Origin of the sequence: Streptomyces sp. JH34, from assembly GCF_029428875.1 — a bacterium.
Lineage (GTDB): Bacteria > Actinomycetota > Actinomycetes > Streptomycetales > Streptomycetaceae > Streptomyces.
Window position 1 is genome coordinate 2,184,664 of the sequence record NZ_JAJSOO010000001.1, and the last position, 20,781, is coordinate 2,205,444.

The 20,781-nt window shown below is 70.4% G+C and carries 16 protein-coding genes and 1 riboswitch; of the genes, 7 read left to right on the forward strand and 9 right to left on the reverse strand.

The window, feature by feature from the left end; genetic code table 11:
• Positions 1–15: 15 nt before the first annotated feature.
• From LWJ43_RS09410 to LWJ43_RS09445, 8 genes are all read right to left on the reverse strand, one after another.
• Positions 16–1,539 carry an ABC transporter ATP-binding protein gene (locus tag LWJ43_RS09410; RefSeq protein WP_462100871.1) on the reverse strand — a complete coding sequence of 508 codons (1,524 nt, stop codon included), beginning with the start codon at positions 1,537–1,539 and terminating at the stop codon, positions 16–18.
• Complete coding sequence (locus LWJ43_RS09415; protein ID WP_277331834.1) at positions 1,536–2,624, reverse strand: ABC transporter ATP-binding protein; 1,089 nt, start codon at positions 2,622–2,624, stop codon at positions 1,536–1,538. Before LWJ43_RS09415 ends, LWJ43_RS09410 begins: the two co-directional genes overlap by 4 nt.
• Positions 2,621–3,610, reverse strand: a complete 990-nt coding sequence (locus tag LWJ43_RS09420; RefSeq protein WP_277331835.1) for an ABC transporter permease — start codon at positions 3,608–3,610, stop codon at positions 2,621–2,623. The genes LWJ43_RS09415 and LWJ43_RS09420 overlap by 4 nt, the downstream gene beginning before the upstream one ends.
• A gap of 90 nt (positions 3,611–3,700) precedes the next feature.
• Entirely contained in the window at positions 3,701–5,461 is a 1,761-nt protein-coding gene (locus LWJ43_RS09425) for an ABC transporter substrate-binding protein (protein WP_277331836.1), read from the reverse strand.
• Positions 5,462–5,505: 44 nt separating this feature from the next.
• Positions 5,506–6,498, reverse strand: coding sequence for an ABC transporter permease (locus tag LWJ43_RS09430; protein WP_277331837.1), 993 nt, complete (start codon positions 6,496–6,498; stop codon positions 5,506–5,508).
• Positions 6,499–6,853: 355 nt separating this feature from the next.
• Positions 6,854–7,708, reverse strand: a complete 855-nt coding sequence (locus LWJ43_RS09435) for an enhanced serine sensitivity protein SseB C-terminal domain-containing protein (protein WP_277331838.1) — start codon at positions 7,706–7,708, stop codon at positions 6,854–6,856.
• 168 nt (positions 7,709–7,876) lie between these two features.
• Complete coding sequence (locus LWJ43_RS09440; protein WP_277331839.1) at positions 7,877–8,653, reverse strand: enhanced serine sensitivity protein SseB; 777 nt, start codon at positions 8,651–8,653, stop codon at positions 7,877–7,879.
• Positions 8,654–8,856: 203 nt separating this feature from the next.
• Positions 8,857–9,546 (reverse strand): AAA family ATPase, encoded by a 690-nt coding sequence (locus LWJ43_RS09445; RefSeq protein ID WP_277331840.1) that lies wholly within the window; start codon positions 9,544–9,546, stop codon positions 8,857–8,859.
• 173 nt (positions 9,547–9,719) lie between these two features.
• Positions 9,720–9,817, forward strand: a riboswitch (glycine riboswitch).
• Between the two features lie 167 nt (positions 9,818–9,984).
• Between LWJ43_RS09445 and gcvT the strand changes: the two genes are divergently transcribed.
• From gcvT to LWJ43_RS09465, 4 genes are all read left to right on the forward strand, one after another.
• Positions 9,985–11,100 (forward strand): glycine cleavage system aminomethyltransferase GcvT, encoded by a 1,116-nt coding sequence (gene gcvT / locus LWJ43_RS09450; protein WP_277331841.1) that lies wholly within the window; start codon positions 9,985–9,987, stop codon positions 11,098–11,100.
• A gap of 102 nt (positions 11,101–11,202) precedes the next feature.
• Positions 11,203–11,580 carry a glycine cleavage system protein GcvH gene (gcvH, locus tag LWJ43_RS09455; protein ID WP_277331842.1) on the forward strand — a complete coding sequence of 126 codons (378 nt, stop codon included), beginning with the start codon at positions 11,203–11,205 and terminating at the stop codon, positions 11,578–11,580.
• An 18-nt stretch (positions 11,581–11,598) separates the two neighbouring features.
• Positions 11,599–12,858, forward strand: a complete 1,260-nt coding sequence (glyA, locus tag LWJ43_RS09460; RefSeq protein ID WP_277331843.1) for a serine hydroxymethyltransferase — start codon at positions 11,599–11,601, stop codon at positions 12,856–12,858.
• Between the two features lie 157 nt (positions 12,859–13,015).
• Positions 13,016–14,401 (forward strand): L-serine ammonia-lyase, encoded by a 1,386-nt coding sequence (locus LWJ43_RS09465; RefSeq protein WP_277331844.1) that lies wholly within the window; start codon positions 13,016–13,018, stop codon positions 14,399–14,401.
• Positions 14,402–14,487: 86 nt separating this feature from the next.
• On the opposite strand, the gene LWJ43_RS09470 is transcribed toward LWJ43_RS09465, so the two are convergent.
• Positions 14,488–14,982, reverse strand: a complete 495-nt coding sequence (locus LWJ43_RS09470; protein ID WP_277331845.1) for a MarR family winged helix-turn-helix transcriptional regulator — start codon at positions 14,980–14,982, stop codon at positions 14,488–14,490.
• Positions 14,983–15,091: 109 nt separating this feature from the next.
• Here LWJ43_RS09470 and LWJ43_RS09475 point away from each other — a divergent pair, with 109 nt between their 5' ends.
• From LWJ43_RS09475 to LWJ43_RS09485, 3 genes are all read left to right on the forward strand, one after another.
• Positions 15,092–16,300: a PP2C family protein-serine/threonine phosphatase gene (locus LWJ43_RS09475; RefSeq protein WP_277331846.1), complete on the forward strand. Its 1,209-nt coding sequence runs from the start codon at positions 15,092–15,094 to the stop codon at positions 16,298–16,300.
• Positions 16,301–16,501: 201 nt separating this feature from the next.
• Positions 16,502–18,178: a PP2C family protein-serine/threonine phosphatase gene (locus LWJ43_RS09480; RefSeq protein WP_277331847.1), complete on the forward strand. Its 1,677-nt coding sequence runs from the start codon at positions 16,502–16,504 to the stop codon at positions 18,176–18,178.
• A gap of 258 nt (positions 18,179–18,436) precedes the next feature.
• Complete coding sequence (locus tag LWJ43_RS09485; protein WP_277331848.1) at positions 18,437–20,740, forward strand: N-acetylmuramoyl-L-alanine amidase; 2,304 nt, start codon at positions 18,437–18,439, stop codon at positions 20,738–20,740.
• Positions 20,741–20,781 lie beyond the last annotated feature (41 nt).

Genomic DNA, 20,781 nt, shown 5'->3' on the forward strand with positions numbered 1-20,781 from the left:
GCAATTGTGCCCGCACTACTTCTTCGGGTCGTCCTCCGCATCGGTGGACGGAGCGGCGTCGGGCTCGGCGTCAGGCTCGGCGGACTTCTCCGGGCCCTTCGACGCGGCGGGCTCGGCGGGCTTCTCGGGATTCGCGGGTACCTCCGACGCGGCGGGCTCGTCCGACGCGGCGGGCTCGACCGACGCGGCGGGCTCGACCGACGGTGCGTCGGGCTCGACCGACGGTGCGTCGGGCTCGACCGACGGTGCGTCGGGCTCGACCGACGGTGCGTCGGGCTCGACGGACGATGCGTCCTCGGCCTCGGCCTCGGCCGGTGCGCTCGCCTCCGCCTTCTTTGACTCCGCCTTCTCCGACTCGTCCGTCTCCGCCAGAGGCGTTTCCGCCTCGGGCTCTTCCGCCTCCGCCACCACGGCCGGCTCTTCCGCCACGGCCGGCTCCGCCGCGACCGCCGGCTTCACGGTGATGACGTCCGCGACGAGCGGCGCGTCCCCCGGTGCCTGGTCCTCGCCGTTCTCCGGGTGGTGGCACGCCACCTGGTGCCCGGTCTTCAGCTGGAGCAGCGGCGGCTCGGTCGTCTTGCAGACCTGCGTGGCCTTCCAGCACCGGGTGTGGAAGCGGCAGCCGGACGGCGGTGAGATCGGCGACGGCACGTCGCCCTTGAGCAGGATGCGGTCGCTCTTGGCTCCGCGCCTGCGCGGGTCCGGGACCGGGACCGCCGACATGAGCGCCGTGGTGTACGGGTGCATCGGCGCCTCGTACAGCGACGTACGGTCCGCGAGCTCCACGATCTTGCCGAGGTACATGACCGCGATCCGGTCCGAGACGTGGCGGATGACCGACAGGTCGTGCGCGATGATCATGTACGTGAGCCCGAGCTCGTCCTGGAGGTCGTCCAGCAGGTTCACGACCTGCGCCTGGATCGACACGTCCAGCGCCGAGACCGGCTCGTCCGCGACGACCAGCTTCGGCTTCAGGGCGAGCGCCCGCGCGATGCCGATGCGCTGGCGCTGGCCGCCCGAGAACTCGTGCGGGTAGCGGTTGTAGTGCTCGGGGTTGAGCCCCACCAGCTCCAGGAGCCGCTGGACCTCCGCCTTCACGCCGCCCTCGGGCTTGACGCCCTGGAGCCGGAAGGGGGTGCCGACGATGCCGCCGACCGTGTGGCGCGGGTTCAGCGAGCCGTACGGGTCCTGGAAGATCATCTGGATGTCGCGGCGCATCGGGCGCAGCTTCCCGGCCGACATGTGGGTGATGTCGCGGCCCTGGAACTCGACCTTGCCACCGGTCGGCTCCAGCAGACGGGTCACCAGCCGGCCCATGGTCGACTTGCCGCAGCCCGACTCGCCGACGACACCCAGGGTCTCGCCCGGGCGTACGTCGAAGGTGAGCCCGTCCACGGCCTGGACCGCGCCGACCTTGCGCTTCAGCACGCCCTTGGTGATCGGGAAGTGCTTGACGAGGCCGTCGACCTTGAGGAGCGGCTCGGACCCGTCGGGCCTGGCCTCGGAAGACACGGGAGTCTTCTTGTTCGGATCAGTCACAGCTTCGGCGCAATCTCTTCGGTCCAGATACGGTCGCGCTGCTCACGCGACATGTGGCACGCGGAGTAGTGCCCGTCGCTGACCTGCTGCAGCTCCGGACGCTCGGTGCGGGTGATGTTGTCCGGCGGGACGTCGGCGTACGGGCAGCGCGGGTGGAAGGCGCAGCCCGACGGGACGTTGATGAGGCTGGGCGGCGAGCCCTTGACCGGGATCAGCCGCTCGGTCTGCTCGCGGTCGATGCGCGGCATCGAGCCGAGCAGGCCCCACGTGTAGGGGTGCTGGGGCTCGTAGAACACCTTCTCGGAGCTGCCGCGCTCGATGCAGCGTCCCGCGTACATCACGAGCAGGTTGTCCGCGATCTCGGCGACGACGCCGAGGTCGTGGGTGATCATGACGACCGCGGAGCCGAACTCCTTCTGCAGGTCGCGGATCAGGTCGAGGATCTGCGCCTGGACGGTGACGTCGAGGGCGGTCGTCGGCTCGTCGGCGATGAGCAGCTGCGGGTTGTTGACCAGGGCCATCGCGATCATCGCGCGCTGGCGCATACCGCCGGAGAACTGGTGCGGGTAGTCCTCGTACCGCCGGTGCGGCTCGGGGATGCCCACGCGGTCGAGCATTTCGATGGCGCGCTTCTTCGCGGCCTTCTTGTCGACCTTGTTGTGGACCCGGTGGGCCTCCACGATCTGCGCGCCGATGCTGTAGTACGGGTGCAGGGCGGACAGCGGGTCCTGGAAGATCATGGCCATCTTCTGGCCGCGGAGCCTGCGCACACGCTCGGGCCCGGCGCCGATGAGCTCCTCGCCGTCGAGCCAGATCTCGCCGCCGATCCGGGCACGCTCCGAGGTGTGGAGCCCCATGATCCCGAGGGAGGTCACAGACTTGCCGGAGCCGGACTCACCGACGATGCCGAGGGTCTGACCGGCCTTCAGGTCGAAGCTGACGCCGTCGACGGACTTGACCAGACCGTCGTCGGTGTCGAAGTGCACGCTGAGGTTGCGTACGGACAGGAATTCCTTGTCGTCGCCGGCCCTCTGCGCCGGAACGGTGTCCGCCGCCGGGGAGTCCTTCTTGATTGCGTCGCTCATGAGAGCCTCACCCGGGGGTCGATCGCGGCGTACACGAGGTCCACCAGCAGGTTGCAGATGACGATGAAGAAGGCGGCGACCAGGGTCACGCCCATCACCTTGGGCAGGTCGGCGGTGGTGACGCCCTGGATGGCGAAGGCACCCAGCCCCTGGAAGGAGAAGACCCGCTCGGTGATGACCGCACCACCGAGCAGCAGCGCGAAGTCCATGCCGAAGATGGTGACGAGCGGCGTGAGCGCGGAGCGCAGGCCGTGCTTGACGACCACCTTGCGTTCCTTGAGGCCCTTGGCCCGCGCGGTTCTGATGTAGTCCTCGCCCATCGTCTCCAGCATCCCCGCCCGGGTGAGCCGGGCGTAGAGCGCGGAGTAGAGGAGGGCGAGTGTGCACCAGGGCAGGACCAGACTGCCGGCCCACTCGACGGGACTGTCGGCGAAGGGTACGTACTCCCCGTTGCCGAACAGCGCCAGCACGACGAGACCGGTGAAGAACATCGGCAGCGAGACACCGGCGAGGGCGACGCCCATGGACATGCGGTCGAAGACCGATCCCCGCTTGAGCGCGGAGACGACACCGATCGCGACACCGGAGACGACCCAGATGACCGCGGCACCGACGGCCAGCGACAGCGTGACCGGGACACGGTCGACGATCTGGGGCCAGATCTCGGTGTGGGTCTTGAAGGAGTAGCCGAAGCACGGGGCGTTGCAGGTGACCGGGTCGGGACCGAACTGGTAGTCGGCGCCGACGACGATGCCCTTGACGAAGTTCCAGTACTGCAGGTAGAGGGGCTGGTCGAGCCCCAGGTTCTTCTTGACCGCGGCGATGACGTCGGGGTCGGGGCTCTTCCCGACGTACTGGGCGGCCATCGAGTCGAGGGTCTGACCGCCGAGACGGGGCACCAGGAAGAAGATCGCGAATGTGACTGCGCTGACCACCAGCAGCAGCAACACCGCGGCGAATACGCGTCGAATGATGTACGCAGCCACAGCCGTGCGGCGCCGGGCGGGCGGACGGGGTACGCCCGCCGGCCCGGCGCCTTCACCTGCCTTTCAGGGGATGCTGTCGATGAACAGGTGTTACTTGGCGGACGTCATCAGCACGTAGTCGTACATGCCGAGGTACGCGTCCGTGACCGTGACGTTCGCCGCGGAATCCGGGCGGTAGAGCAGGTTCTTGCGGTAGAAGAGCGGAACGACCGAGGCGTTCTCCATGACCTTCTGGTCGACCTCGCCCCACGTCGCGTTGCGCGCCGTGGTGTCGACGGTCCCGATGCCCTTGACGAGGAGGTCGTTGATCGCCTTGTCGTTGAGCTCCATCAGGTTCGTGCCACCGGACGGCTTGATGGCCGATCCGTTCACGATCTGGTCGAGGAAGCCGAAGCCGGTCGGCCAGTCGGCGCCCCAGGCCATCATCATCATGCCCGCGTTGTTCTTGTGGACCCAGTCCGGGACACCCGCGAAGTCCGTGAAGTACTTGTCCGCCGGGAACTGCTTGATCTCGGCGGTGACGCCGATCGCCTTCAGGCTGCCCTGGAGCTGCGTCGCGGCGGTGATCTCGTCAGGACGGTCGGAGCGCGCCGTCAGCGTGGTCTTGAAGCCCTTGGGCTGACCGCACTTGGTCAGGTGCTCCTTCGCCTTGGCGACGTCACCCTTGTTGCCCTCGGACGGGTACAGGTCGAACTTCTTGTACCCGGCGACGGTCGGCGGGATGACCGTGGTGGCCGGGTCGCCCTTGACCGAGCCGCCGATCGAGTCGACCATGCTCTGCTTGTCGACCGCGTACTGGACGGCCTTGCGGCACTCGACGTTGTCGAACGGCTTCACGTTGACGTTCAGCGCCAGGTACTGCAGGGCGCCGGCGTACGGGTTGTCCGTCTTCGCCTTCTCCGAGGCCTTGACCAGGACCTTGGGCTGGGTCTTGGACTGCAGACCCGTGCCCTCGGCGCCCACGGTGATGGCGTCGTTGAGCAGGTGGTCGTCGATCGTCGTGGCGTTGACGTTGAACTTGAGCTCGACCTTGTCGGCCAGCGCCTTGCGGATCGGGTCCGTCTTCGGGTCCCACTCCGGGTTGCGGACCAGCGTCGCGCCCTTGCTCTCGTCGTACGCCGAGAACTTGTACGGGCCCGAGGAGACCATCTTCTGGACGTAGCTGGCGCCCGTGTCGGCCTTCTGCGGGACCGGAGCGGTCTGCGAGAAGGCGGCGAGGTAGTCCATGTCCGCGAACGGCTTGTTGAGCTTGAAGACGATCGTGTAGTCGTCCGGCGTCTCGATGGACTTGAGGCCCTCGCCCGACTTGTCCTTGTACGGACCCTTGTACTTGTCGCCGCCCTCGAGGTACGCCTTGAAGTACGTCGGGCCGTTGGACAGGGCCTCCGGCGCGAAGTTGGAGCGCTCGACGGCGTACTTGACGTCCTTCGAGGTGACCTCGGTGCCGTCCTCGTACTTCACGCCCTTGCGGAGCGTGTAAGTCCAGGTCTTGGCGTCGTCGCTGGCCTTGCCGAGGCCGGTGGCGAGGTCGGGGACGACCTGCAGGCTCTCCTTGCCGGCGGCCGGCTTGAAGGTCACCAGCGAACGGCCGTACAGGCGGGAGAAGTTCTGCACCCAGCCGTAGTACGTGTTGCCGGGGTCGAGGGAGTCCGGGCCACTCGCGTGCTCCAGGGTGACCGTTCCCCCCTTCTTGTCGGTCGCGTTGACGATGCTCGTCAGACCCGCGTCGGCCTTGACGTTGCCCCCACCGCCGTTGCCGTCACCGTCCGAGTCGCTGCCGCTGCAGGCCGATGCGCCGAGCGAAACCGCTACGGCCACGGCTATGGCCGCTGCTGTCTTTCTGTTCTGCATGCTGAGGAAAGCCCCCTCGCTAGTCCGGTGCGGCACTGCCGCGATTACTTGCCACGAGGGTCGAGTGCGTCACGCAGCCCGTCCCCCAGCAGATTGAAGGCCAGCACGGTGATGAAGATCGCCATGCCGGGGATGACCATGAACATCGGGTCCACCTCGTAGAGGTCGACCGCCTGCGTGAGCATGCCGCCCCAGGACGCCTGCGGCGGTGCGATGCCGACGCCGAGGAAGGAAAGGGATGCCTCGAAGAGGATGTTCGTGGGGATCAGCAGCGTCGCGTACACGAGGATCGGCGCGATCAGGTTCGGCAGCAGCTCGCGGAAGAGGATGAACGGGCCGCGTGCGCCCAGTGACCTGGCGGCCTCGACGAACTCGCGCTCGCGCAGCGACAGGGTCTGCGCGCGGACGATGCGGCCGATGTAGGGCCAGCTGAAGAAGCCGATCACGAAGATCAGGACCGCGATCCGCAGCGTCAGCCCTTCCAGCCCGAAGGCGTTGCCCTGCAGGGAGGCGGAGATGGAGATCGCGAAGAGGAGCAGCGGGAAGGCGAGGAACGTGTCCATCAGCCGGCTGATGAAGCTGTCCACCCAGCCGCCGTAGAACCCGGCCACGACGCCCATGACGACGCCGATGACGACGGAGAGCAGCGTGGAGCCGACGGCCACCACGAGGGAGACCCAGGAGCCTTCGAGGATGCGCGCCAGGATGTCGCGCCCGGTCTGCGGTTCGACTCCGAGGGGGTGGTCCCAGCTGATACCGCCGAGGGCACCCTTGGGGGCCAGCATGACGGGGTCGACCAGGCTCTGGTTGAACGCGTTGGGGTCGAGTCCGAGGAGCGACTGCAGCGGCTTGGACAGCATCGCGGTGAGGATCAGCAGCACGACAACGATGCCACCGGCCATCGCGGCCTTGTCCCGCTTGAAGCGCGTCCAGGCGATGCGGCCGAGCGAACGGCCTTCGATCTCCTTACGTCCGGCGCCTTCCAGCACCGTCTCGGGCTGTGCGTCCGCCCGGGTGGTCTCGATCGGTGCCGTCATTGCGTTGGAGACCCCTCTCGGCCGACGGTGGCCGGCCTGTGAACCGCCGCTGTAGCGGCTCTTACGAAATGTGACACAAGTGGTGATGTGCGGCCGAAGTAACCCTGTTTGAACGAGGGCTGCTCCGGGCATGGACCACCTGCTGCCAGGAGTCTTCAACCACTTTGCGATCACCCGCCAGACCTGACGGGGAATGTTTGCATAAACGTGATGCTGCCAAGGGGCTTCCGTTATCCGGACAGCCGTGCTTGGTGAGCGGACCTCTCGGTCACTAATCCGCGATAACGGACAAGGCGGCCAACTGCCCCGAACCAGTCATCAACTACCCTCGGCGGCCCAGACCGCTGACGCGTCCTCAGTAGACGTGCGGCGCGGTGCCGGTGGCCGGCGGATAGCCGTAACCGGGTGCGGGGGGTGCCTGGGCGTGCGCCTCACGGTCGTAGAACGGCCGGGAGTTGGCCTTCAGCCACATCGCGACGGGGTCGTACTCGTCGGACAGCGAGACGGTGGAGACGGGCAGTCCGTCGGGAACGACGCCGATCGACTGCTGCATCATCGCGCGGACCGCGTCGACGGACGGCCGTCCGCTGTCGTAGAGGTCGAGCCCGATCGCGAGGTACGGGGCGCCGAGCGCGGGCTGCACCCAGGCGCGGCGCAGGGCGCGGACGGCGGGGGTGCGGTGGGCGTTCTGCGACAGCAGGGCGTAGAACTGCGGGATCTCGACGGCGGGTTCGCTCAGCCGCAGCGGCCCCGCGGGCATCCGGTCGAGGCCTGTGGCGATGCGGCGCAGGTCCAGCCAGGGGATGCCGACGCCGCCGCCGGGGGCGTGCGGGTTGAGCCAGATGCCCCAGCGGTCGGGGAAGAGGGAGCGGGCGATGTCACGGCCGGTGGTCACCTCGTGGGCCCTGTTCCAGCCGCTGGCCGAGAGCTCCTGGGCGGAGGTCACGCAGGGGGCGTAGCCCAGGCCGGCGACCTCCATGTTGCCGTACTGGGCGTCGGGGGAGCCCGCCGTTCCGTGCCAGAGCAGCATCCAGACCTGGCCCTCCGCCAGGGACCCCAGCAGTGCCTCGTACGTGTCGAGGCGCCCGGGGGTCACTTGACGAAGTGTGTGCTCGACCGCTCCCGGAGCTCTCGGCCCCTCCCCCGCTCTCGGCTGCGCTTGAGCGGGGGGACCCCCATGAGCAGGGGATACCCCATCGGCCGCCCCCATGCCTGACGCACTCACTCTGGGTCCCGCCCCTCTTCGATCCGCTGTTCCGCACGCTTCACGGTGCTGTGGCGCCACTCCCGGGCCCACGGGGCGGCCTCGTCATCCAACCAGCTTATGCGCCGCCCCCGACACCGGCTCGACGCCACGTGGCGGCCCGGGCCCCGGCTCTCAGTGCCCGTCGCGCCGGTAGAACGGGCGGACCTTCTCCAGCATCCAGTCCCCGACCGGGTCCTGCGCCACGTCGAGCAGGACCAGGTTGACCGGCCAGGGCACCTCGGCCCGGCCCAGCGCGCGCCCCAGGGCGTCCAGCGGAACGCTCTGCTCCGCGGCCTCGCGCACGGCGAACTCGACACCGACGAACAGGGCGGGGCTGTCGCCCTCGACGCTGGCCAGGACCCGGCGCGCGGTGCTCACCACTCCGGTCGCCTGGAACTCCGCGGACACCGCGGAGAGGAAGTCGACTGGATCCTCTTTCCAGTCCGGCTCGTACAGCCGGACACGGCCGCCGCTCGCGGGGCCGTCCAGCGGGGTGCGCCCGGCCCGGCAGAGCTCGGCGACGGCGGAGGGCGGCAGGGGTACCCCGACGGCGCCGCCCGGATTGACCGCTATGCCGAGCTGCGGGGGCAGCCCGCGGGCGAACTCTCGCGCGGGCGCGACGGTGAAGGAGAGGTGGGAGCCGACGCACTGGAGGAACTGCGCCTCGGAGCTGAACACGGGGACGTAGGCGCCGCCCTCGATGTCGACCGTCGGAAGGTCGAGGCCGGTGCTGTCGGGCCCGCCGCCGTTCGGCAGGGGTACCCAGACGTGGCTGCGGCCGAGGACCTCGACCAGCCGCCCGCCTGCCCCGGGCACGCCGAGCGAGGCGCTGAGCGTCTCCTCGAACTCGTTGGCGGGCCACCCCTGCGACGGATACGACGGGGTCTGGCCCTGAGCCGGAATGTCCACGGTGTCTGTGTCCCTTTCTCGCCATGCTGTGCGGCTGAAACCTTAGACCGGCTCGCGCCGCTGGTGCGGTGCCGCAGGCGGGAGCCGTGACGGGACCCGAGGGGCCGTCCAGATTCCGGACGGCCCACCGGAGGGGCGCGAACTGTGCGTGTGCGAACGGTGACACCAGTGGCCACGCGTCCGGCACCCCCTCCGGGCCAGGTCTAGGCCGGAGGGGCCGGCGGCTCCGCGAACGAGATCAGGACGATCGCCGCCGCCGTCTCCCGGTCGAGCAGCACCGCCGAGGCGCATCCCGGTGGCAGCAGCCCGCTCTCGGTGTCGCGCAGCAGCCGGCCGACCGCCCGCCGGTGCCGGGCGAAGGCGTAGCCGGACACCCCACGGCCACGCTCCCGCTGCCCCTGTCTTGCGACCTGGGGGGTGACGTCGAGCAGCACGAGGTGGAGGGCACTGCCCCTGCGCCGGGCCTCACGCGCCAGCCAGCGCCGCACCCAGGCCTGCGTGCCGCAGTCGTGCACGACGACCGGTCCGCCCGAGCGCAGGGTGCGCAACAGCCCCGCGTAGTGCGCGGCGCGCACCAGGGGACGGTAGAGGGCGTACGGGAGTAAGGCGGGCAGGGCCGCCTCCCAGCGGTCCCTGGTGTCCTGGGAGTCGATCGCGTGCTCCCGGGCCGTGCGCCGGATCAGCGTGGACTTCCCGCTGCCGGGCAGCCCGGAGACCACCACCACGTCCCCCGGCGCGAAGTCCAGGCCGCGCGGTCCCGGACCGCCCACGCCCCGCAGATCACGCACCACCGGCGCCTGCCCGTCCGACAGCTCCCGCGCGGGCACGCCGGACTGCTGGGGCATCGCACCGCTCGCCGCCCCCGCGGTGGTCGCGTAGCGCTGCAACGTCATCGCCTTCCCCCTGCCGAGTCACCCACTGACCTGCCCAAGAAGTGTAAAGAAAAGGTAATGCGGCACAACCGCTTCCGGCCGCACGTGTCGGGATCGGTACCCGTGCGGACCGGAACGCCCCACTCTCCCGCAATGCGTGCGATGATGACCCCGCCAACTGCATACCGGCCGTTTGAATCCGCGCGGGAGAGTCCCGGTCACCGTGTGCGCCGGGCGCCGAAGGAGCAAGTTCCTCCCTTGAATCTCTCAGGCCCCGTACCGCGTGGATGAGGCAGATCTGAAAAGCGGGCCGCTGCGCGGTCCCACCCAAGGTGCAAGCCGACCCTGACGGGGACGAATCCGTCAGGACCCTTTCAGGGGCTCTCGGCGAACCTCTCAGGTTCCGATGACAGATGGGGAGGGAACAACCCCCTGTCGTCATGCCCTGGAGCCATGTCCATGAGCACTGCCCCCCGTCTCACCGCCCTGGATGCCCTGCATCGGTCCCTGGGCGCGACCATGACCGACTTCGCCGGCTGGGACATGCCGCTGCGGTACGCCAGCGAGCGCGACGAGCACAACGCCGTGCGTACCCGGGCCGGACTGTTCGACCTGTCGCACATGGGCGAGATCGCCGTCACCGGCCCGCAGGCGGCCGCCTTCCTCAACTACGCGCTGGTCGGCAACATCGCCACCGTCGGCGAGGGCAGGGCCCGCTACACGATGATCGTCGCGGAGGACGGCGGGATCCTGGACGACCTGATCGTCTACCGCCTGGCCGGCACCGAGTTCATGGTCGTCGCCAACGCGGGCAACGCCCAGCTGGTCCTGGACACCCTGACCGCACGCGCCGAGGGCTTCGACGCCGAGGTGCGGGACGACCGCGACGCGTACGCGCTGCTCGCCGTCCAGGGCCCGGACTCGCCCGCCGTGCTCAAGGCGGTCACGGACGCCGACCTGGACGGACTGAAGTACTACGCCGGGCTCCCCGGGACGGTCGCCGGCGTCCCCGCGCTCATCGCCCGGACCGGCTACACGGGTGAGGACGGCTTCGAGCTCTTCGTGGCCCCCGAGCACGCCGAGCAGCTGTGGAAGGCCCTGACGGAGGCCGGCGCGCCGTACGGCCTGATCCCGTGCGGGCTCTCCTGCCGTGACACGCTCCGCCTGGAGGCGGGCATGCCGCTCTACGGGCACGAGCTGACCACCGCGCTGACGCCCTTCGACGCGGGTCTGGGGCGAGTCGTGAAGTTCGAGAAGGAGGGCGACTTCGTCGGCCGCGAGGCGCTGTCCGCCGCCGCGGACCGCGCGGAGGCCGCCCCGCCGCGCAAGCTCGTCGGCCTGATCGCCGAGGGCCGCCGGGTGCCGCGCGCCGGTTACCCCGTCGTGGCCGACGGGAAGGTCGTCGGCGAGGTCACCTCGGGTGCCCCGTCGCCCACCCTGGGCAAGCCGATCGCCATGGCCTACGTGGACGCGGCGCACGCCGCGCCCGGCACCGAGGGTGTCGGCGTCGACATCCGGGGCACGCACGAGCCGTACGAGGTCGTGGCGCTGCCCTTCTACAAGCGCCGTAAGTGACGCCGTACGTGACACGGCGCGCCGCGCACGTGACGCATTCGTGTCTCACACCGTAAGACCACCGTTCATCAGCACTCCCCCGCGTACAGGAGAATTCAGGTCATGAGCAACCCCCAGCAGCTGCGGTACAGCAAGGAGCACGAGTGGCTGTCGGCCCTCGAGGACGGTGTGGCCACGGTCGGTATCACCGAGTTCGCGGCCAACGCGCTCGGTGACGTCGTCTTCGCCCAGCTCCCGGAGGTCGGCGACACGGTGACCGCGGGCGAGACCTGCGGTGAGCTGGAGTCGACCAAGTCGGTCAGCGACCTGTACTCGCCGGTGACCGGCGAGGTGACCGCGGCCAACCAGGACGTCGTGGACGACCCGTCGCTGGTGAACTCCGCTCCCTTCGAGGGCGGCTGGCTGTTCAAGGTGCGCGTCGCGGAGGAGCCGAACGACCTTCTCTCCGCCGACGAGTACACCGCGTTCTCCGGCAACTGAGACCTTAGGGACCCACTGATGTCGCTTCTCAACTCCTCCCTCCACGAGCTGGACCCGGACGTCGCCGCAGCCGTCGACGCCGAGCTCCACCGCCAGCAGTCCACCCTCGAGATGATCGCCTCGGAGAACTTCGCTCCGGTCGCGGTCATGGAGGCGCAGGGCTCCGTCCTCACGAACAAGTACGCCGAGGGCTACCCCGGCCGCCGCTACTACGGTGGCTGCGAGCACGTCGACGTGGTCGAGCAGATCGCGATCGACCGCATCAAGGCGCTCTTCGGCGCCGAGGCCGCGAACGTCCAGCCGCACTCGGGTGCGCAGGCCAACGCCGCCGCGATGTTCGCGCTGCTGAAGCCGGGCGACACGATCATGGGTCTCAACCTGGCCCACGGCGGTCACCTGACCCACGGCATGAAGATCAACTTCTCCGGCAAGCTCTACGACGTGGTCCCGTACCACGTCGACGACACCGGCGTCGTGGACATGGCCGAGGTCGAGCGCCTCGCCAAGGAGTCGAAGCCGAAGCTCATCGTGGCCGGCTGGTCCGCCTACCCGCGCCAGCTGGACTTCGCCGCCTTCCGCCGCATCGCGGACGAGGTCGGCGCGTACCTGATGGTCGACATGGCGCACTTCGCGGGCCTGGTCGCCGCCGGTCTGCACCCCAACCCGGTGCCGCACGCCCACGTCGTCACGACCACCACGCACAAGACGCTGGGCGGTCCGCGCGGTGGCGTGATCCTGTCGACGCAGGAGCTCGCCAAGAAGATCAACTCGGCGGTCTTCCCCGGTCAGCAGGGCGGCCCGCTGGAGCACGTGATCGCGGCCAAGGCGGTCTCCTTCAAGGTCGCGGCGGGCGAGGAGTTCAAGGAGCGCCAGCAGCGCACCCTGGACGGTGCCCGCATCCTGGCCGAGCGCCTGGTGCAGCCGGACGTCACCGAGGTGGGCGTCTCCGTGCTCTCCGGCGGTACGGACGTCCACCTGGTCCTGGTCGACCTGCGCAACTCCGAGCTGGACGGCCAGCAGGCCGAGGACCGGCTCCACGAGCTGGGCATCACGGTCAACCGGAACGCCGTCCCGAACGACCCGCGGCCCCCGATGGTCACCTCCGGCCTGCGCATCGGCACGCCGGCGCTGGCCACCCGCGGCTTCCAGGCCGAGGACTTCGCCGAGGTCGCCGAGATCATCGCGGCCGCGCTGAAGCCCGCGTACGACGCGGACGCCCTCAAGGCCCGTGTGACCGCGCTTGCGGAGAAGTTCCCGCTGTACCCCGGCCTCAAGTAGTCACCCGCAGTTTGCACACAGGGTGGGGGCACCGCGCACACTGAACACAGTGAGCGCGGTGCCCCCACCCCTTTGCCCCGCGCTCCCGGGCCCACCCGGCCCGGCCCGCACCACCCGGGCGGACAACGACGTCCACCAACGCCTTAGGAGTACCCCCGTGGCCCTCTCGGTCTTCGACCTCTTCTCGGTCGGCATCGGCCCGTCCAGTTCCCACACGGTCGGCCCGATGCGCGCGGCCCGCATGTTCGCCCGCCGGCTCAAGAACGAGGGCCTGCTGGTCCACACCGCGTCGGTCCGCGCCGAGCTGTACGGCTCGCTCGGCGCGACGGGCCACGGACACGGCACGCCCAAGGCCGTCCTGCTCGGTCTGGAGGGCGAGTCGCCCCGAACGGTCGACGTCGAGGGCGCCGACGCCCGTGTCGAGGAGATCCGCGCCTCGGGCCGCATCAGCCTCCTGGGCGTGCACGACATACCGTTCGACGCCGACGAGCAGCTGGTCCTGCACCGGCGCAAGGCGCTGCCGTACCACGCCAACGGGATGACCGTCGGCGCGTACGACCGTGACGGCGCCCCGCTGCTGGAGAAGACCTACTACTCGGTGGGCGGCGGCTTCGTCGTGGACGAGGACGCCGTGGCCGGCGAGAACCCGATCGTCCCGGACGACACGGTCCTGAAGCATCCCTTCCGCACCGGCGACGAGCTGCTGCGGCTCGCCCGGGAGACCGGTCTGTCCATCTCCTCCCTCATGCTGGAGAACGAGAAGGCCTGGCGGACCGAGGACGAGATCCGGGCCGGCCTGCTGGAGATCTGGCGCGTCATGCAGGCCTGCATCTCACGCGGCATGTCCCGGGAGGGCATCCTGCCCGGCGGCCTGAAGGTCCGCCGCCGCGCCGCGAACTCGGCCAGGCAGCTGCGCGCCGAGGGCGCCCCCCAGACGCACGCGATGGAGTGGATCACCCTCTACGCGATGGCCGTCAACGAGGAGAACGCCGCCGGAGGCCGCGTCGTCACCGCCCCCACGAACGGCGCGGCGGGCATCATCCCCGCCGTCCTGCACTACTGGATGAACTTCGCGGCGGGCGGCTGCACCGCGGCCGAGAAGGAGGACGGCGTCGTGCGCTTCCTGCTGGCCGCCGGCGCCATCGGCATGCTGTTCAAGGAGAACGCCTCCATCTCCGGCGCCGAGGTCGGCTGCCAGGGCGAGGTCGGCTCCGCCTGCTCGATGGCCGCGGGCGCCCTCGCCGAGGTCCTGGGCGGCTCCCCCGAGCAGGTGGAGAACGCAGCCGAGATCGGCATGGAGCACAACCTGGGCCTGACCTGCGACCCGGTCGGCGGCCTCGTCCAGATCCCCTGCATCGAGCGCAACGGGATGGCGGCGGTCAAGGCCGTCACGGCGGCCCGGATGGCGCTGCGCGGCGACGGCAGCCACAAGGTCTCCCTCGACAAGGTCATCAAGACCATGAAGGACACGGGCGCCGACATGAGCGTGAAGTACAAGGAGACCGCCCGCGGCGGGCTCGCGGTGAACATCATCGAGTGCTGAGGTGACGCACCCGGGCCCCCCGGGTGTTCATGACTCCGCCGTGCGGTGGGGGGCTTCGCCCCGGCCGCACGGCGGAGTCATGCGGCTCAGGCGGTCTCCCGGCGAAGACGGGTCCCGACGGGTTCGGGTTCGCCGGCCACGTCGCACAGTGCCCGGAGGCCGGTGGCGAGTGCCAGCTGGGTATCGAGGGGCATGCGGCTCATCGCCTGGCGGAGCGCTTCCTCCCGGCGGTGCCTGATGGCGCGCAGGTGCGTCACGCCGGCGTCGGTGAGTTCCACCTGGACCTCGCGGCGGTTGTGGGGGTGCGGGAACCGGCGGAGGAAGCCGGCGGCCTGCAGGCGGTCGCAGAGGCGGGTCACGGACGGCGCGGCCGCGGAGAGGCGGCGGCCCAGCGCGCTCAGGTTGATGCCGGGTTCGCGTTCGATGATGTACATCACACGGGTCTGGGCGGCGGAGAGCGGCGCGGTGCCGAGGGCGTCCCGGCCGCGTTCCCAGGCAATTTCCAGGAGTTCCAGGACCTCTCCGATCTCGGGCACGACGGGGGAGACGTGCTGATGAGCGGTGGTGGGGACCTTGTGCATGTGACACTCCCGAGGGGGCCTTCGCGCCCGTTCCGGCTGGTCGTGACGAGTAGTCGTGGTGAGTAGTGGCTCAGATGAAGATATGTGAAGGGGAGAGGGATCGTTACCGATGGAGAGACCCGGAGCGATGGAACGTTCTCTGCGGGAGGCCGCGCCTCATGAGATTTTCGACGTGATCCGTTCCCAGATCGAGCGGCGCCATCACGCCAGGGCGGTGGAGTTGCTGATGGTCGACTACGCCATGACGAAACTGCAGCCCGTCGGCACGCTGCCGCACACCCGCCCACCGGTATCGGTGCACGAGAGCGCTCCGGGCCGTGCGTTCGGCTCCCAGGAGCCCCACTGCGTCTACGACGACGCGGCGTCCGAGGTGACGGTGCACGTGCCGCTCAGCGTCCGGGGAGACCGGCTCGGGGTCCTGAGCGTCACCCTGGAGGCCGGCGAGGACGGACTGGCGAAGAACGTCGTCGAGGAGCTCCAGCAGTGCGCCGACGGTCTGGCGCACGAAGTGGTCGTCGCGGAACGGGACACCGATCTCTTCCTGCAGGCGCGCCGGGCCGAGCGGCTGACCCTGGCCGCCGAGATGCAGTGGCAGCTGCTCCCGGGACGCTCCTGCTCCCGGCCCGAGTACAGCCTCGGCGCCCAGCTGGAACCCGCGTACGCCATCTTCGGGGACAGCTTCGACTGGTCGGGCTCGGCCGACGACCTGTTCCTGACCGTCAGCAACGGCATGGGCGAGGGCATCGACGCAGCCCTGCTGACCAATCTCGCGATCAACGCCCTGCGCAACGCCCGGCGCGCCGGCCTCAGCCTCAGCGATCAGGCGTACCTCGCCGACCAGGCGATCTACGGGCAGTACGGCGGGGACCGCTACACGTCGACCCTGCTGCTCCGGTTCCACCTCCCGACCGGTGACGTGGAGATCATCGACGCCGGTTCACCCCGCGTGTGGAGGGTGCGGGCGGGGGTGGTCGAGCCGATCGAACTGGAGGCGCAGATGCCTCTGGGCATGTTCGAGGACACCAACTACGTCCCCCAGCACTTCACCGTGGAACCCGGGGACCGCCTGCTCTTCATCAGCGACGGCGTCTACGACGCACTGTCACCCGGCGGCGAGAAGTACAGCCTTCGCGCGCTGGCCGGATCGATCACCAGCACACGTCTGCTGCCCGCACCGCAGGTGCCCCGGGCGATGCTGCAGGAGCTGCTGGGCCATCGCGGCTCCGGCCCCGCCGCGGACGATTCCCTGGTGATGTGCCTGGACTGGCACGGCAGGCCCGCCGCGGACCGAACGCACGGGGACGCCCCGTCCGGATGACACCGCGAGCCCGGCCGCACGGGCTCGCATGTGCAGGTCCTGCACCCTTTTCGTGAAGGAACCGCCTGACGCGCCCCCCTCGATCGGCGACGCGCGGGGGCAGGTTGCCAATCGGGACACCGTGGACAACACTTGCCGTCGGTTAAGTGTTTTTCGTCGAGTGGGGAAGGGTGGTGCGGTTCGCCTGAGGCGGGCCTTTTCATGGCCTCTACCGAAGGCGTATCCGTCGTGGGACCCGAGCAGTGCCGGTCGGGTCCCGATCCGTGGGCTCCGGCCCCCTGTCCCGTGATCAGGGCCGACGAGGCCGGCACCGTCCTGGAGGTGAACCCGGCGGCCCTCCTCCTCATGGCGGGGGCAGCACCGGGGGTGAGCGTGCGCGACGCGCTGCCGGGCTGGCTGGCGGAGGCCCATGAGGCGGCGGTCGTCCGCTCAGCGCTTCCGGACCAGGACGACGGGGCGCTCGCTCCGGTGTCGGGGCGGATCGCGGCGCACAGCTTCGAGGCGCACCCCACCCGCGGCCGGGACGGGAGCCTGGTGTGGTGGCTGGCCGACGAGACCGGCCGGCGGCTCGCCGAGGAGGCGCTCGCCACGGAGCGGGCACACACCGAGTTCCTCACGGAAGCGTCCAACGCCCTGCTGGCCTCGCTGAACACCGAAAGGTGCATGGCCACCACCGCCCGGCTGGCCGCCGAGTACCTCGCCGACGCGGCGGTCGTCGTCACCCCGCCGTCCGGTGGCAGGCTGCCCGTCGCACGCGCCGTCACGGGCCGGGCGACCGAACTCGATCTCGTCGCGGTCGATCCTTCCGGTTTGCCGGGCCTCGGCGAGGCGCTGCAGGGCTACCCGCCGGTGGCCTCGCGATGGATCGATCCGGCGACCCTGCCGGCGTGGATCGTTCCGCAGGGTTTCGACGGGACGATCGGCTCCGTCGTCGTGACCCCGCTGCCCGGCCACGGCGTACCCGCCGGAGCCCTGATCCTGTTCCGCAGCACGGCGCACGCGCGCTTCGACGAGAGCGAGGAGGTCTTCGCCCGGCTCTTCGCCGCACGGGCGGGGGCCTCCCTGTCCGCGGCCCGCCTCTACAGCGAGCAGAGCGCCATCACCCGGACGCTGATGCGTGATCTGCTCCCTCCTCGGCTGCGGCGCCTCGACGGGGTGGAGATCGCCGGGGGCTACCGGCCCGCGGAGACCGGCGACCGGGTGGGCGGCGACTTCTACGACGTCCACCCCGGCAGCACGGAGGAGGACGCGTCGTTGGTGGTGCTGGGGGATGTCTGCGGAAAGGGACTCGAGGCGGCGGTCCTGACCGGCAAGATCCGCAACACCCTGCAGGCCCTGATGCCGATGGCGGACGATCACGGGCGGATGCTGCGGCTCCTCAACGGCGCGCTTCTGACCTCCCACCACACGCGCTTCGCGACCCTGGTGATGGCCTCGGTCAAGCGGACCGGCAACCTGGTCCGGCTGCGCCTCACCTCGGCCGGCCACCCCTCCCCCCTCGTGGTCCGCGGTGACGGCACGGTCGAGGAGATCGCCACCCGGGGCACCCTGATAGGGGTCCTGGAGACGATCGCGGTCGACTCCGTCGAGGCGGTCCTGCAACCGGGCGAGACCTGCCTGCTCTACACCGACGGCTTCACCGAGGCGCGCGGCGGGCCCTTCGGCGATGAACAGTTCGGCGAGGAGCGCCTGGCACAGGCACTGTCGGAGTGCGCCGGAATGCCCGCGGAAGCCGTCGTCGAGCGGATCCAGATGCTCGCCTCGCAGTGGCTGAGAGGCGGCCCCCACGACGACATGGCGATCATCGCGATCAGCGCTCCCCACACCAACCACCTGAGCGCCGTGGACGGCCGCACCAGGGGCCGTTTCACCGCGTGACGGCGGGTGCGCCGGGCGCCGGGAGCGCCCACGGTCCTCGTCCCGCGCCGCTCGTGCCCGACGTCCGTGCCCGCCGACGACCCGGCCGCCCCGGAGACCTGAGCGCCCGGGCCGCGCGGCGGGTCCGATCGTGACCAGGTCGATCCCTGGGCGCGGCGACAGGGTGTCAGGAATGCGCGAGGATCATCCGGAGAACCGGCCGACGGCCGGTCACATCCTCACTGCCGCCACGGCAGTCATTCATCCTCGGGGGCCCACGTGCGAGTGAAACGAAGAATATGGGCCACGGCTGCCGTCGCGACGACAGCCGTGGCGGGTGTCCTGGTGTTCGAGGGGGTGACCGGTACCTCGGACGTGCCCGACGGCATCGGCGCCACGTCCGGTCCGGCGCGGACCGAGGTGCACCACGACGCCCTGAAGGTGTCGGGCGACGGGGCGACGGCGTCCCTGCGCCGCGACAGCACCGAGCCGTTCAGCATGCTCGGTGTCACCTGGACCGACCCGTCGGCCGAGGTGCGGGGCACCGTCGAGGCACGTACGCGGTCCGTCGCGACCGGCGGCTGGTCGGCGTGGCTGCCCGTCGACACCGAGGTCGACGGGCGTACGGAGGCAGACCGGCCCGGGGCCCGCGGCACCACCGAGCCCCGCTGGGTGGGCCCCTCCGACGGCGTCGAGGTCCGGGTGTCCGCCGGGAAGGGCGCGTCCGCCGGACTCCCCGCCGGGCTGCGGCTCGACACGGTGGACCCCGGCAAGGTGTCGGGCTCCGCCGCGGAACCGGCCGCGTACGCGATCGACGCCACCGACGAGCCGTCGGGCGACCCCACGGACGGCCCGACCGGCCCGACGGTCACCCCGTCCGAGGAGCCCACGGGCCCGGCCACCGGCGAGACGAGCGAACCGGCGACCGCGGAGCCCACGACAGGCCCGACGGACGACCCGTCCCCGACCACGGAGCCCGGCGCCAGCACCTCGCCGCCGGTCCCGTCCGAGTCCCCGTCACCCACCGCCGACCCGACCGCGACCCTGCCGCCGCCGCTGCCCTCCACGGCACCGAGACCGCCGATCGTCACACGGGCGGACTGGAACGCGGACGAGTCCCTCAACGACGAGTCGCCCGACTACATGGACACGGTGAAGGCCGTCTTCGTGCACCACACGGCGCAGACGAACGCGTACTCCTGCGCCGACTCCGCGGCGATCGTACGGGGGCTGCACGCCTACCACGTGCAGTCGAACGGCTGGAAGGACCTCGGCTACAACTTCATCGTCGACAAGTGCGGCACGATCTTCGAGGGCCGCAAGGGCGGTGTGGACCGCGCCGTGATGGGCGCGCACACCTACGGTTTCAACCGGGAGACGGCGGGCATCGCCGTGATCGGCATGTACACCGACACGTCCGCCGCGACCGCGGCGACGACCGCGGTGGCCAGGATCGCCGCGTGGAAGCTCGGCCAGTACGGCGTCAGCCCCTCGGCGACGACCATGCTGACCGCGGGCGCGACAGGCAACAACTACGCGGGCAAGACGTTCACCGCCGGGACCGCGTACTCGTTCGACACGGTCTCCGGGCACCGTGACGGCTTCAACACCCAGTGCCCCGGCACCGGGCTGTACAACCAGCTGCCCACGATCCGCGGTTACGCGGCCGGCCCCGTCGCGGGGGTGACCGTCAAGTCGGTGGCCGGTGCCGCGCTGTCGGGCACCAGGTACTACACGAAGGCCGACATCACCGTCGGCTGGTCCGCGACCACTCCCGCCGTGTTCGTCAACAAGTACGAGCTGCTGGTGGACGGGAAGTCCGTGGCCTCCACGGCCGGCAGCGCCTCGTCGGCCAGGGCCACCCTGGCGGTCGGCAGTCACACGGTCCAGGTGCGTGCCACGCACCTGTCGGGGAAGACCTCCGTGTCGGCCGCGGCGACCGTGGTCGCCGACCGGACCGCCCCGGTCTTCTCCACGAAGCCCGCCCTGTCTCTGCGCGGCGGCACGGTGAACGCGGCAGCGGTTCCGCTCACCCTCAAGTGGAAGGCGTCCGACGCGGTACTGCTCGCGGACGTGCGCCTGACCGCGCCGGTGGCCAGGACCTACGGCCCGACGACCACCAGTGCGTCGCACACGGCGAAGTCCGGCGTGGCGACGAGCTGGAAGATGACGGCGTACGACCGCGCGGGCAACATCGGGGCCGCCTCGGTCGCCGGTACGCCGGTGATCCTCCAGGAGTCCTCGGCGACGAGGAGCGGCACCTGGACGACGAAGTCGTCCTCCAGCTACCTCGGCGGCAAGTCGTACACCAGCGGCACCAAGAACGCCTCCCTGACGTGGACGTTCACCGGCCGCTCGGTCGCCTGGGTGGTGTCCCGGGCCTCGACGTCCGGACAGGCGTACGTCTACGTGGACGGCGTCAAGGCCGCGACGGTGGACCTCAAGTCCTCCACCACCGCCTACCGCCAGGCGGTCTGGACGAAGTCGTGGTCGGCCTCCGCGAAGCACACCGTCAAGGTCGTGGTGGTGGGCACCAAGGGCCGGCCCACCCTCACCACCGACGGCCTCGTCCACCTCAAGTAGCCGGGCCGCCCGCCGCGCCGGGCCGGCACCTGCCGGCCCGG

Bases quoted from the DNA above. Each gene is read 5' to 3' on its own strand.
- LWJ43_RS09415 (WP_277331834.1), bottom strand. From the start codon at position 2,624: ATGAGCGACGCAATCAAGAAGGACTCCCCGGCGGCGGACACCGTTCCG.
- LWJ43_RS09425 (WP_277331836.1), bottom strand. From the start codon at position 5,461: ATGCAGAACAGAAAGACAGCAGCGGCCATAGCCGTGGCCGTAGCGGTT.
- LWJ43_RS09430 (WP_277331837.1), bottom strand. From the start codon at position 6,498: ATGACGGCACCGATCGAGACCACCCGGGCGGACGCACAGCCCGAGACG.
- LWJ43_RS09435 (WP_277331838.1), bottom strand. From the start codon at position 7,708: ATGGGGGCGGCCGATGGGGTATCCCCTGCTCATGGGGGTCCCCCCGCT.
- LWJ43_RS09445 (WP_277331840.1), bottom strand. From the start codon at position 9,546: ATGACGTTGCAGCGCTACGCGACCACCGCGGGGGCGGCGAGCGGTGCG.
- gcvT (WP_277331841.1), top strand. From the start codon at position 9,985: ATGAGCACTGCCCCCCGTCTCACCGCCCTGGATGCCCTGCATCGGTCC.
- gcvH (WP_277331842.1), top strand. From the start codon at position 11,203: ATGAGCAACCCCCAGCAGCTGCGGTACAGCAAGGAGCACGAGTGGCTG.
- glyA (WP_277331843.1), top strand. From the start codon at position 11,599: ATGTCGCTTCTCAACTCCTCCCTCCACGAGCTGGACCCGGACGTCGCC.
- LWJ43_RS09470 (WP_277331845.1), bottom strand. From the start codon at position 14,982: ATGCACAAGGTCCCCACCACCGCTCATCAGCACGTCTCCCCCGTCGTG.
- LWJ43_RS09475 (WP_277331846.1), top strand. From the start codon at position 15,092: ATGGAGAGACCCGGAGCGATGGAACGTTCTCTGCGGGAGGCCGCGCCT.
- LWJ43_RS09480 (WP_277331847.1), top strand. From the start codon at position 16,502: ATGGCCTCTACCGAAGGCGTATCCGTCGTGGGACCCGAGCAGTGCCGG.